General features: G+C 71.5%; 11 protein-coding genes and 2 tRNA genes. 9 read left to right on the top strand and 4 right to left on the bottom strand.

Annotated elements, in window-relative coordinates; translation table 11 throughout:
- The first annotated feature begins 6 nt into the window (after window positions 1-6).
- The 3 genes from aroA to ACIBU0_RS10760 all read left to right on the top strand — a co-directional run bounded on the left by aroA (window position 7) and on the right by ACIBU0_RS10760 (window position 2,852).
- Window positions 7-1,326 carry a 3-phosphoshikimate 1-carboxyvinyltransferase gene (aroA, locus tag ACIBU0_RS10770; protein WP_398814869.1) on the top strand — a complete coding sequence of 440 codons (1,320 nt, stop codon included), beginning with the start codon at window positions 7-9 and terminating at the stop codon, window positions 1,324-1,326.
- Window positions 1,327-1,344: 18 nt separating this feature from the next.
- A complete protein-coding gene (gene rsgA, locus ACIBU0_RS10765; protein WP_398814866.1) occupies window positions 1,345-2,355 on the top strand; it encodes a ribosome small subunit-dependent GTPase A in 1,011 nt (336 codons plus the stop codon).
- A 173-nt stretch (window positions 2,356-2,528) separates the two neighbouring features.
- Window positions 2,529-2,852: a DMT family transporter gene (locus tag ACIBU0_RS10760; protein ID WP_398814863.1), complete on the top strand. Its 324-nt coding sequence runs from the start codon at window positions 2,529-2,531 to the stop codon at window positions 2,850-2,852.
- A gap of 13 nt (window positions 2,853-2,865) precedes the next feature.
- Here ACIBU0_RS10760 and ACIBU0_RS10755 read toward each other — a convergent pair whose 3' ends face one another.
- Window positions 2,866-3,477, bottom strand: coding sequence for a TetR/AcrR family transcriptional regulator (locus ACIBU0_RS10755; RefSeq protein WP_398814860.1), 612 nt, complete (start codon window positions 3,475-3,477; stop codon window positions 2,866-2,868).
- 449 nt (window positions 3,478-3,926) lie between these two features.
- On the opposite strand from ACIBU0_RS10755, the gene hisN reads away from it, so the two are divergent.
- From hisN to ACIBU0_RS10725, 6 genes are all read left to right on the top strand, one after another.
- Window positions 3,927-4,727, top strand: coding sequence for a histidinol-phosphatase (gene hisN, locus ACIBU0_RS10750; RefSeq protein ID WP_398814857.1), 801 nt, complete (start codon window positions 3,927-3,929; stop codon window positions 4,725-4,727).
- Window positions 4,728-4,880: 153 nt separating this feature from the next.
- Window positions 4,881-5,273 (top strand): cyclic nucleotide-binding/CBS domain-containing protein, encoded by a 393-nt coding sequence (locus ACIBU0_RS10745; RefSeq protein WP_398814854.1) that lies wholly within the window; start codon window positions 4,881-4,883, stop codon window positions 5,271-5,273.
- Window positions 5,274-5,408: 135 nt separating this feature from the next.
- Complete coding sequence (locus ACIBU0_RS10740; RefSeq protein ID WP_398814850.1) at window positions 5,409-5,825, top strand: Fur family transcriptional regulator; 417 nt, start codon at window positions 5,409-5,411, stop codon at window positions 5,823-5,825.
- Between the two features lie 191 nt (window positions 5,826-6,016).
- Complete coding sequence (locus ACIBU0_RS10735) at window positions 6,017-6,805, top strand: ABC transporter ATP-binding protein (protein ID WP_398814847.1); 789 nt, start codon at window positions 6,017-6,019, stop codon at window positions 6,803-6,805.
- Window positions 6,802-7,665, top strand: a complete 864-nt coding sequence (locus ACIBU0_RS10730) for an ABC transporter permease (protein WP_398814844.1) — start codon at window positions 6,802-6,804, stop codon at window positions 7,663-7,665. Before ACIBU0_RS10735 ends, ACIBU0_RS10730 begins: the two co-directional genes overlap by 4 nt.
- On the top strand, window positions 7,662-8,831 hold the full coding sequence (locus ACIBU0_RS10725; RefSeq protein ID WP_398814841.1) for an ABC transporter substrate-binding protein: 1,170 nt from the start codon (window positions 7,662-7,664) through the stop codon (window positions 8,829-8,831). Before ACIBU0_RS10730 ends, ACIBU0_RS10725 begins: the two co-directional genes overlap by 4 nt.
- Window positions 8,832-8,879: 48 nt before the next feature.
- On the opposite strand, the gene ACIBU0_RS10720 is transcribed toward ACIBU0_RS10725, so the two are convergent.
- From ACIBU0_RS10720 to ACIBU0_RS10710, 3 genes are all read right to left on the bottom strand, one after another.
- Window positions 8,880-8,953 (bottom strand) — tRNA-Met (locus tag ACIBU0_RS10720).
- A gap of 496 nt (window positions 8,954-9,449) precedes the next feature.
- Window positions 9,450-11,369, bottom strand: a complete 1,920-nt coding sequence (locus ACIBU0_RS10715; RefSeq protein ID WP_398814839.1) for a sel1 repeat family protein — start codon at window positions 11,367-11,369, stop codon at window positions 9,450-9,452.
- A 228-nt stretch (window positions 11,370-11,597) separates the two neighbouring features.
- A tRNA-Met gene (locus tag ACIBU0_RS10710) sits at window positions 11,598-11,671 on the bottom strand.
- Window positions 11,672-11,719: the final 48 nt, after the last annotated feature.

The raw sequence follows: 11,719 nt of genomic DNA, 5'->3' as shown, positions 1-11,719 counted from the left end.
GAACCCATGGCCCAAAACCCCGCCGCACCCACCGCCCTCTGGCCCGCCCCGCACGCGAGCGGAGCCGTCGACGCGACGGTCCACGTGCCGGGGTCCAAGTCCGTCACCAACCGCGCCCTGGTCCTGGCGGCCCTCGCGAGCGAACCCGGCTGGCTGCGCCGCCCCCTCCGCTCCCGCGACACCCTGCTGATGGCCGGCGCCCTGCGCGCGATGGGCGTCGGCATCGAGGAGGGCGTGGGCCCCGAGGGCACCGGCGAGGCGTGGCGCGTGCTCCCCGCCGGCCTGCGCGGCCCGGCCACGGTCGACGTCGGCAACGCCGGTACGGTGATGCGCTTCCTGCCGCCGGTCGCCGCGCTCGCCGACGGCCCCATCCGCTTCGACGGCGACCCGCGGTCGTACGAGCGTCCCCTGCACGGCGTGATCGACGCCCTGCGCGTGCTCGGCGCCCGGATCGACGACGACGGCCGGGGCGCGCTGCCGCTGACGGTGCACGGCGGGGGTGCCCTGGAGGGCGGCCCGGTGGAGATCGACGCCTCGTCGTCGTCCCAGTTCGTGTCGGCGCTGCTGCTGTCCGGCCCGCGCTTCAACCAGGGCGTCGAGGTCCGTCACATCGGTTCCTCGCTCCCCTCGATGCCGCACATCCGCATGACCGTCGACATGCTGCGCGCGGTCGGCGCCCAGGTGGACACCCCGGAGTCGGGCGGCGAGCCGAACGTCTGGCGGGTCACGCCGGGCGCCCTGCTCGGCCGCGACCTCACCGTCGAGCCGGACCTGTCGAACGCCCAGCCGTTCCTGGCGGCGGCGCTGGTGACCGGCGGCAAGGTCCTCATCCCGGACTGGCCGGCCCGCACCACCCAGCCCGGTGACCGGCTGCGCGAGATCTTCACCGAGATGGGCGGTTCCTGCGAACTCACCGAGTACGGGCTCGTGTTCACCGGTTCGGGTGCGATCCACGGCATCGACGTGGACCTGAGCGAGGTCGGCGAACTGACTCCCGGCGTCGCGGCGGTCGCCGCCCTCGCGGACTCCCCCTCCACGCTCCGCGGTGTCGCGCACCTGCGCCTGCACGAGACCGACCGTCTGGCCGCGCTCACCAAGGAGATCAACGAACTCGGCGGCGACGTCACCGAGACCGCCGACGGCCTGCACATCCGCCCGCGCCGCCTGCACGGCGGCGTCTTCCACACCTACGAGGACCACCGCATGGCGACGGCCGGCGCGATCATCGGCCTCGCGGTCGAGGGCGTGCGCATCGAGAACGTGGCGACGACGGCGAAGACCCTGCCGGACTTCCCCGAACTGTGGACCGGGATGCTCGGGGCGTAGGGACGCGGGGACACAGTCATGCGCCGCTACGGCAAGCACACCGACGAGGACGACATCCGCACCCGCCCCGGCCGTCGCAACACCCGGCCGCGTACGAACATCCGGCCCAAGCACGAGGACGCCGCCGAGGGCATGGTCCTCACCGTCGACCGGGGACGTCTGACCTGCCTGGTCGAGGACCGGGTCGTGATGGCGATGAAGGCCCGCGAGCTCGGTCGCAAGGCCGCGGTCGTCGGGGACCGGGTCGCGCTGGTCGGCGATCTGTCCGGCAAGAAGGACACCCTGGCGCGGATCGTGCGGATCGAGGAGCGGACGTCGCTGCTGCGCCGTACCGCCGACGACGACGATCCGTTCGAGCGCGTGGTGGTGGCGAACGCCGACCAACTCGCCATCGTCACCGCCCTCGCCGACCCCGAGCCGCGGCCCCGGCTGATCGACCGCTGTCTCGTGGCGGCGTTCGACGGGGGCCTGGAGCCGCTGCTGGTGATGACGAAGTCGGACCTGGCACCGCCGGACAAACTCCTGGAGCTGTACGGCGCGTTGGACATCCCGTACGTCGTCACCAGCCGTGAGGAGCTGGAGAACGGGGGCGCGGCGGACCGCGTACGGGAGCAACTGGACGGCAAGGTCACGGCGTTCGTCGGTCACTCGGGCGTGGGCAAGACGACGTTGGTGAACGCGCTGGTGCCGGAGGAACGCCGGCGTTCGACCGGGCATGTGAACGCGGTGACGGGGCGGGGCCGGCACACGACGACGTCGGCGCTCGCGCTGCCCCTGACGGACGTGGACGGCTGGGTGATCGACACCCCGGGAGTCCGCTCGTTCGGGCTGGCGCACATCGATCCGTCCCGGGTGATCCACGCGTTCCCCGACCTGGAGCCGGGAACCGAGGGCTGCCCCCGTGCGTGCAGCCATGACGAACCGGACTGCGCGCTGGACGACTGGGTGACGGAGGGTCATGCCGACCCTGCCCGCCTGTACTCACTGCGGCGGCTGCTGGCGACGCGGGAACGCAAGGAAGGCGACTGAGAGGACCGGGAACGGCGACCGGGGAAGCCGGTTGACCTCCGCGTTGTTTGTCCCCCCGTGAGTCCGGTAAGGGCATAATCGCACCGAGCCGGATCCAAGCCCGACCAAAGCCAGACGAACCGGTTGAACCGGATGAAGCGGTCACAGAACGTGGGGATACGGGAGGACAGCACATGGCGTGGCTGCTGGTCATCGTGGCGGGCCTGCTCGAAACCGGCTTCGCCGTCTGCCTGAAGCTGTCGCACGGCTTCTCCCGGCTCTGGCCGACCGTCGCCTTCTGCATCTTCGCGCTCGGCAGTTTCGGGTTGCTGACGCTGTCCCTGAAGAAGCTGGACGTGGGACCGGCGTACGCGGTGTGGACGGGGATCGGGGCGGCGGGTACGGCGATCTACGGGATGATCTTCCTCGGGGACATCGTGTCGACGCTGAAGATCATGTCGATCAGCTTCGTGATCGTGGGGATCATCGGCCTGCAGCTGTCGGGATCGGCACACTAGGAGCAGGCCGGGGTCAGCCTGCCAACTGCCGGTGCAGCGCGCTGCGTACGAGATCGGAGACGCCGCCTTCACCGGGTGGGGCGGCGACGCAGGACAGGGCCAGTCTGACGACCAGTTCGCAGGAGCGGGCCAGGTCGGCGGTGTCGGACTTGTTGACGCCGGGGCCGGAGAGGACGGCCACGGCGCGGTCGCGCACGATGGCCACGAAGTCGCCGGGTGACGGGAGCGGCCCGTCGGCCCGCCGCTGTGCCGGTACGGCCGAGGAGGACGGCACGGCGGACAGCGTCGGCGAGGGCAGGCGCTCGCTCCAGCAGCCGGTGAGCATGGCGCGCACGAGCGCGTTGTCCCGGGCGAGTGCGGCGGTCCACTCGGCGGTGGCGGTGAGGCGGTCACGAGCATCGCTATGGGTGGCGAGAGCACGATCGATGCCGGCGAGATAACCGTCGGCCTCTCTGCGCACGAGCGCGCGGGCGAGCCCCTCCTTGCTCCCGAACTCGTTGTACAGCGTCTGCCGGGACACTCCGGCCGCCGCGGCGACATCCACCATCCGCACGGCGGACCACGGCCGGCGCGCCAGCGCCGTGTAAGCGGCGTCCAGCAGGGATTCCCGCGCTGCAGGCATCATCGCCTCCCTGGGCGAGCGGCTCTGCGCCCAGATTTGACGCGCGCAGAAGCACTGTCAAGGGTTCGCGAGGGCATGCGGGGGCGCCCGACGGCCACGATGCGCGGGCCTCCGGCGGTTGGGCCGTGAATACCGACGGTCAGCCCACCCGCCCGGCATTTCGAGGACGAGCACAGCCACCCCGATCCCCCACCCAACGGGCTCCACATCTCCACGCCGGCCCGCGTCATTCAGCCCGTCCGGCGTTTGAGGACAAGGCCCCTTCAGGGCCGAAGCGGGGGTCTGGGGGCCGCAGGCCCCCAGGGACCGGGGTCGAAGGGGCAGCGCCCCTGGAGGACGGGACGGGTAGGGGCGGCGGGGGCGAGACACCCTGGCGGCCCACCCACCGCACGGACACTTGACCCCCAAGGCCCAGTAGCCCCACCCCAACCACGACAGATACCGTTCGTCCCATGCCGGACTACCTCGACGATCTCCGCCTCGCCCACGTCCTCGCGGACGCCGCCGACGCCGCCACCATGGCCCGCTTCAAGGCCCTCGACCTCAAGGTCGAGACCAAGCCGGACATGACCCCGGTCAGCGAGGCCGACAAGGCCGCCGAGGAGCTGATCCGCGGGCAGCTGCAGCGGGCCCGGCCGAGAGACGCGATCCTCGGCGAGGAGTACGGCATCGAGGGCACCGGCCCCCGCCGCTGGGTGATCGACCCGATCGACGGCACCAAGAACTACGTACGCGGCGTCCCGGTATGGGCCACACTCATCGCCCTGATGGAGGCCGGCGAGGGCGGCTTCCAGCCGGTCGTGGGCGTCGTGTCGGCCCCCGCTCTCGGACGCCGCTGGTGGGCCGCGAAGGGCCACGGCGCCTTCACCGGCCGCAGCCTCTCCTCCGCCACCCGCCTGCAGGTCTCCGGCGTCTCGAAGCTGGCGGACGCCTCGTTCGCGTACTCCTCACTCAGCGGCTGGGAGGAGCAGGGGCGGCTCAGCGGTTTCCTGGACCTCACGCGCGAGGTGTGGCGCACGCGCGCGTACGGCGACTTCTGGCCGTACATGATGGTCGCCGAGGGCTCGGTCGACCTCTGCGCCGAGCCCGAGCTCTCCCTCTGGGACATGGCCGCCACCGCGATCGTCGTCACGGAGGCCGGCGGCACCTTCACCGGCCTGGACGGCCGCCCGGGCCCGCACAGCGGCAACGCGGCCGCCTCGAACGGCCTGCTGCACGACGAGTTGCTGGGGTATCTCAACGAGCGCTACTGAGAGGCACGAGGCGACACCACACGCCGGTAACCGTCCACGCGCGCCCCCTTGTTGACCCGCTCTTTGCCTGCCACTCTGAAAGTCCCCCCACTTGTGAATTTGTGAAACCGCGAACAAACGGCGTGGGGGCACCATCAGGAGGTGGCTCCATCCATGCTCGTACGTGACGCCATGAGCACCGTGGTCCTCACCATCGGCCCCACTCACACCCTTCGTCAGGCCGCCGCGCTGATGTCCGCCCGTCGGGTCGGCGCGGCCGTGGTCCACGACCCCGACGCCGGCGGTATCGGCATCCTCACCGAACGCGACATCCTCAATGCCGTCGGCATGGGACAGAACCCTGACACCGAACGCACCCACGACCACACCACGACCGACGTCGTATTCGCCGCCCCGTCGTGGACCCTCGAGGAAGCGGCCCGCGCCATGGCGCACGGCGGCTTCCGCCATCTGATCGTCCTGGACCACGAGGAGCCCGTCGGCATCGTCTCGGTCCGCGACATCATCCGCTGCTGGGCGCCGGTACGGCAGCACGTCCCCGCCTGATCACGCGGCGGCGCCCGCACGAGCAAGGGCCACGCAGGCACCACTGAAACAGCCAGCTGGACTTTGTCCAATTCAAGCCAAGCTCCAAAGTCACATCCATTCGGAACCTGGTCCCGCTGCTGTTAAGGTGGTCCCATGAGTGACCTTCTGGAACGGCTGCGCGGACGCGGATGGCGGATGACCGCGCAGCGGCGCGTCGTGGCCGAGGTACTCGCCGGCGATCACGTCCACCTGACGGCCGACGAGGTCCACGCCCGGGCCGTCGCCAAGCTGCCCGAGATCTCCCGGGCGACCGTCTACAACACGCTGGGCGAGCTCGTCTCCCTCGGCGAGGTGCTCGAGGTCTCCACCGACAAGCGGGCGAAGCGGTACGACCCGAACGCCCACCGGCCCCACCACCACCTGGTCTGCGCCCAGTGCGGCGCGATCCGGGACGTCCACCCGACGGGCAACCCGATGGCCGACCTCCCCGACTCCGAGCGCTTCGGCTTCGCGGTCTCGGACGTCGAGGTGACGTACCGCGGCATCTGCCCGAACTGCGCGAAGGCCTAGCCCCGCGGCTCCCGCAAGCCCCGGCACCGATGAGGCGCCGGGGCTTCGCGCTGCGTGCTTCGCGCTGCGTGCTGCGTGCGAGCCGTAGGGCCCTCGGATACGACCCCTGCGGGCGACCTTCCCGTATCTGACGGCCCGTCATATCGTCGACGGCACCCACCAGTCCGTACCGCACTCCGCGAGGAGCCCCCGTGGGAGAGCCGTATCAGAACCGCGAAGCGAGTGATCCGAAACTCAAAGCCACCGACCTGACCCGCGCCTTCGGCCGAACCCCCCACACCGTCGACGCCCTCGGCCCCCTCGATCTGACCGTCGCCCCCGGCGAGTTCGTCTGCGTCGTCGGCCCCTCGGGCTGCGGCAAGTCCACGCTGCTGCGCATCGCCGCGGGCCTGCTCCGCCCGAGCACCGGCACGCTGGAGATCCGCGCCTCCGGCCAGGCACCCGCGGCCATGATCTTCCAGGACTACGGCATCTACGACTGGAAGACCGTCCGCGCCAACGTCCGCTTCGGCCTGGACATCCGACGCGTCCCCCGCCGAGCGGCGAACGCCCGCGCCGACGACTGGCTGGCCCGCATGGGCCTGTCGGACTTCGCGCACGCCTACCCCGCCACCCTCTCCGGCGGCATGCGCCAGCGCGTGGCGATCGCCCGGGCGCTGGCGGTGGAGCCCGAACTCCTGCTGATGGACGAGCCGTTCGCGGCGCTCGACGCGCAGCTCCGCACGATCCTCCAGGACGAACTCCTGGACCTCACCCAGTCGCTGCGGACGACCACGCTGTTCATCACCCACAGCCTGGAGGAGGCGATCGTCCTCGGCGACCGTGTGCTCGTGATGTCCGCCCGCCCGGGCCGGATCATCGCCGAGCGCCGCCCGCCCTTCCCCCGCCCGCGCACGGGCGGCATCCGCGCCACACCCGAGTTCACCGCGCTGCGAAGCGAGCTGTGGGACCTGCTGCGGAAGGAGGCGGTACCGGCATGACGACCCTCACGAAGCCACCCGCCGACGCGGTCCTCGTCCGCCGCCCCGGCCCGCAGGAGCTCCACCCGACCCGCACCCACCGCCGCAGGCGCGCACTGGAGCTGTCCCTGGCGTTCGCCGTACCCCTTGCCCTGATCCTTCTCTGGCAACTGGCCGCCGACCAGGCCTGGATCGACGACCGCGTCTACCCGGCCCCGTCCACGATCCTCGCCGACGGCTGGGACCGGGCCGCGGCCGGCGACCTCTGGCCGGACGTGTGGGCGACCCTGAAGCGCGTCCTGGCGGGATACGCGGCCGGCACGGCGGCGGGCTACGCCCTGGGCCTCCTGATGGGTTCCCTCTCCCTGGTCCGAGCGGCCCTGGAACCGCTCCTGGATGCCCTGTACGTCGTACCGAAACTGGCCCTCCTGCCCGTCTTCCTGAACATGTTCGGCCTGGGCGAGGGCCCGCAGGTGGCGCTGGTGGCGGCGACGGTGTTCTTCTTCGTCTGGATCTCGACGATGTCCGCGGTCATGTCCATCCCCTCCGGCCACCGGGACGCGGGCCGCGTCTTCGGTGCCTCGCGATGGCAGATGTTCCGCCATGTGCTCCTCCCCGCGTCACTGCCGTCGGTCCTGGTGGGCGCGCGGATCGCGGCGGGCGTGGCGGTCCTGGTCATCGTCGCCTCGGAGCAGATCGCCGCGACGAACGGCTTGGGCCATCTGATCTTCGACTCGCGCGCGCTGTTCCAGAACGACGTGATGTTCGTCGGCATCGTGTGTGTCGCGGTCCTGGGGGTCCTCTTCTCCGAACTGATCCGCTTCGCGGGCCGCCTGCTCACCCCCTGGGCGCCGAGGGACCGAGGAAGGGGCCAGTCATGAGAAGGAAGGGGCCACTCACGAGAAGGAGCAAGAGGCACGCGTACGGCGCCGTCCTCACCTTGGCGGCACTGCTGGCATCGGCGGCGTGCTCGTCGCCACGGGACTCGGACTCCTCGTCGAAGGCGGCGGCAGGCGACCGTACGATCCGCCCGGTCGACGGCTGCGGCGCGAAGTCCTGGACGGATCCGAAGGACCTCTCCCCGACCCGCACACCGGCCCGCTGCGTCCCGGGCTCCCCTCGCCCGCAGCCGCTGCCCGAGCCCCGCGAGCTGACGATCGCGACGGGAACGCTGAGCGCCGAGTACGTGGCACCGCTGCAAGTCGCTCTGGACAAGGGTGAGTTCGAGAAGGAGGGCCTGAACGTCGAGCTGAAGGTCCTCCCGACCCCGGACGCCCTGCCCCTCCTGGCCAAGGGCGACATCGACGCCCTGTGGGCGGCTCCGGAGGCCGCGGTCATGAACGGCATCAAGGGCGGCTTCGACATCAAGTGGGTGGCGGGCAACTTCTCGCCCGCCCCGGACTCGAAGAGCGGCCTGTGGGTGCGCCTGAAGGAGGGCGACACCGCGCACCGCGTCACCATGGCCGGCCGCAAGCTGGGCACGATGATCGGCAAGGGCTCGGTCATCGCGTACCCCATGGAGAAGGCCCTGGAGAAACACGGTGGCGGCCTGGCCGACATCCAGTACCAGCAACTGGGCTCGGCCGACGTCCTCACGGCCCTGCAGAACGGCGGCGTCGACTCGGCATGGCTCCTGGACCCCGTCTGGCGCAAGGTGGACGGCGAGCAGGGCTACGCCTTCCTCGGCGGCCAGCCCGCGGGCGAGCCGCTGGGCGGCATGCTCTACGGCCGCACGCTGCTGCAGGACGACGTGGAGGCGGGGGTGGCCCTCCTGCGGGCCTACATCCGCACCGTGAACACCTACTTCGCCTCCGACTACAAGCAGAATGCGAGGTTCGTCACATACCTGGCCAAGCTCCTCAAGGCAGAGGAACCGATCCTCAAGTCCACCCCGTCCCTCCGCATGGACTGGGAGATCCGCGCCGGCACGACCACCCGCCTCCAGTCGGCCTACGAGGCCCAGGGCGTGGCAGAGGGAGACCCCCTCCCCGAATCCCGCACGGTGAACCGCGCCCTCTACGAGGAGGCGGTGGGCCACACTCCCTGAACACACCTAGGGCCGGGACCCTCACGGATCCCGGCCCTAGGCCTTCAGTAGCGGGGACAGGATTTGAACCTGCGACCTCTGGGTTATGAGCCCAGCGAGCTACCGAGCTGCTCCACCCCGCGTCGGTGAACGCAACATTACGTCAACACCGAGGACAGAAGCAAATTGCTTAACCTGCCCAGCACCGGCACGCCCCATCCAGCCCGTCCAACGTTCACTCCCTGACACCGACCAGGCATTCCAGCCCGTCCGGCGCCCGAGGACGAGCGGCCACCTCTCGACACCGGCCGCGTCATCCAGCCCGTCCGGCGTTTGAGGACGAGCCCCCGCCATCCCGAACCCCCACCCACCCGCAAGGGGCGGCCCCCTTTCGGCGCCGGGCGGCATTTTTCAGCCCGTCCGGCGTTTGAGGACGAGGCCCCTTAAGGGCCGAAGCGGGGGTCTGGGGGCCGCAGGCCCCCGGGGACCGGGGTCGAAGGGGCAGAGCCCCTGGAGGACGGGACGGGTAGGGGCGGCGGGGGCGAGCAAACCCGACGTCGGCTACAACCCCGCGCACCGGACAGCCCACCCCGCCCCAGGCACCCGGCCCTGCCCAGCCCAGCGCAGCCCAGCGCAGCGTCACGCCGACAATTCCTCCCGCAAGGCGTCCCCCAACCGAGCCGCCCGCTCCGCAACCTCCGCCGGCCCCAGCGCCACCGCCCGATCAGCCCACCGCTGCCCCTCCGCCAGCTCCCCGCGACGCGCGTAGACCAGAGCAAGCCGCAACGCCGACCGCCCATGCCCGGCATCAGCCGCCCGCGTCCACCACACCGCGGCCTCCGGCTCACTCCCCTCCCGGGCAAGCAGCAGCCCGAGATTGAAGGCCCCGTTCCGAGACCCGGCCTCGGCGGCCTCCCGGTACCACCGAGCCGCCTCCACCACGTCCCCCCGAGCGGCGGCCAGCATCCCCACCCGCACCTGTGCCCGCCGATGCCCCTGAGACGCCGCCCGCTCGTACCACTCCTCGCACTCGGTCTTCTCGTGGACCGACTCCCCGAGCTCATGCGCAGGCTCCGGCGGCCGCCGGGCGTCCAACAGCGTCGCCAGCCGGTACGCGGCCTCCGCACTGCCACCCCCGGCCGCACACCGCAGATGCCGCTCCGCCCCGGTCTCGTCCCCGTCCCGCAGCCGAGCGATGCCCACCTGCAGCGCCGCCTCCGTGTGCCCGGCGGCAGCGGCACGCTCGTACCACCGCAGCGCGGCCCGCTCCTCACCCCGCCCGGCGTACAAGATCCCGAGGTTGAAGGCCGCGTCGACGCTCCCCGCCTCCGCCGCCTTGGAGAACCACGGCTCGGCACCGGTCGCGTCCCCACCCTGCAGCAGCAGGATCGCCAGCGCGTTCGCCGCCTCACGGTGCCCGGCGTACGCCGCACGCCGGTACCACTGCTCGGCCTGGGCGATCCGCTCCTGCTCGGCGCAGAGCAGCCCCAGGTTGTACGCGCCGTTCACATCACCGGCGTCCATCGCGGCCCGGTACCACCGCTCCGCGGTCTGCGTCTCCCCACGCTCGGCATGCAGCGCACCCAGCGCGTTCGCCGCGTTGCCGTCGCCGTCCTGCGCGGCCCGCAGCCACCACATGGCGGCGCTCTCGGTGTCCCCCGCGTCCCGCAGCAGGAACCCGAGCGCACAGGCGGCCCGTGCCTCCCCGTCCTTGGCGGACGTCAGGTACCAGCGCCCGGCCTCCTTGAGCTCCCCGCGCTTTTCGAGGATGGCCCCGAGGTGCAGCGCGGCCCTGCGATGCCCGCGCGCGGCGGCCTGCCGGTACCACTGCTCGGCCTCGTCCAGCAGTTCCTCACTCGGCCCGACACCGTTGTCGGCCCCGTCCTCGCCCGCGCGCACCGCCTGCCGGTCGAGCGCACGCGCCAGCCGGTACGCCGCCTCCCGGTGCCCGCGCTCCGCCGCGGCCCGCATCCACTGCTCGGCCGCGCCGTCGCTGCGGTGCTCCAGCAGATCGGCGAGCGCGTACGCGCCCAGCGTGTGTCCCTGCTCGGCCGACTGCCGCAGCCAGTACTCGGCGGCGGGCTCGTCGCCCCGCTCGCGATGATGGCGGCCCAGCGCGTGCGCGGCCGCGGCCGAACCCGCGACGGCGGCGATCCGCCACCAGCCGGCGGCCTCGTCGGCGTAGCCGCGCTGGTGAAGAAGGACTCCCAGGTTGTTGGCGGCGGCCCGGTCCCCGGCGGCGGTGGCGGCACGCAGGTGGGGCTCGGCTCCGTCGAGGTCACCGCGGCGCAGCAGCATGGCCCCGAGGACACTCATCGCCTCGACGTCCCCGGCCTCGGCGGCGAGCCGCTGCCGCGCCTCCTCGACCGCTTCCCCTGCCTCGTCCCGGTCCACGGGCCGGTCGAAGACGAAGTCACCCTCCGGCTGCGCAAGATCACCCACCGGCTGCGAGGCACTGTCCGTGGGCTGCGCGACATCGCCCGTCGGCTGCACAAAGTCGGCAGGCTGCACAAACCGCCCTGTCTCCAACAGAGTTGCCTTGTCCCCCATAACGTCCATCGTCGCACCACCTGCAACCTGGGTACACCTGGTATACCGCAGCCAGTGAGGTCACTTCAGCGTTTTGTCGACATGCCCACAGAGAGACAAGTCAAACACAGTTCTCCCAACTCCCCCCGGCGGCGTGGCCGTCCCGCCCTGCGGCACATGCGTTCGCACACCACGAAGGCCCGGATCCTTGTCAGGATCCGGGCCTTCGCCGTCGTACGACATGGTCGTCGACTTCAGTAGCGGGGACAGGATTTGAACCTGCGACCTCTGGGTTATGAGCCCAGCGAGCTACCGAGCTGCTCCACCCCGCGCCGTTGTGCTGCAACCGTATCACGGCGCGGGGGGAGCTTTTTGATCAG

The organism is Streptomyces sp. NPDC049627 (assembly GCF_044465645.1).
GTDB lineage: Bacteria > Actinomycetota > Actinomycetes > Streptomycetales > Streptomycetaceae > Streptomyces.
Note: the sequence above shows the minus strand (reverse complement) of the source record. Positions and strands in the feature narration are given on the sequence as shown.

Excerpts from the sequence above, each read along its gene's own strand:
- aroA (WP_398814869.1), top strand. The coding sequence starts at position 7 with ATGGCCCAAAACCCCGCCGCACCCACCGCCCTCTGGCCCGCCCCGCAC.
- rsgA (WP_398814866.1), top strand. The coding sequence starts at position 1,345 with ATGCGCCGCTACGGCAAGCACACCGACGAGGACGACATCCGCACCCGC.
- ACIBU0_RS10760 (WP_398814863.1), top strand. The coding sequence starts at position 2,529 with ATGGCGTGGCTGCTGGTCATCGTGGCGGGCCTGCTCGAAACCGGCTTC.
- ACIBU0_RS10755 (WP_398814860.1), bottom strand. The coding sequence starts at position 3,477 with ATGATGCCTGCAGCGCGGGAATCCCTGCTGGACGCCGCTTACACGGCG.
- hisN (WP_398814857.1), top strand. The coding sequence starts at position 3,927 with ATGCCGGACTACCTCGACGATCTCCGCCTCGCCCACGTCCTCGCGGAC.
- ACIBU0_RS10745 (WP_398814854.1), top strand. The coding sequence starts at position 4,881 with ATGCTCGTACGTGACGCCATGAGCACCGTGGTCCTCACCATCGGCCCC.
- ACIBU0_RS10740 (WP_398814850.1), top strand. The coding sequence starts at position 5,409 with ATGAGTGACCTTCTGGAACGGCTGCGCGGACGCGGATGGCGGATGACC.
- ACIBU0_RS10730 (WP_398814844.1), top strand. The coding sequence starts at position 6,802 with ATGACGACCCTCACGAAGCCACCCGCCGACGCGGTCCTCGTCCGCCGC.
- ACIBU0_RS10725 (WP_398814841.1), top strand. The coding sequence starts at position 7,662 with ATGAGAAGGAAGGGGCCACTCACGAGAAGGAGCAAGAGGCACGCGTAC.
- ACIBU0_RS10715 (WP_398814839.1), bottom strand. The coding sequence starts at position 11,369 with ATGGACGTTATGGGGGACAAGGCAACTCTGTTGGAGACAGGGCGGTTT.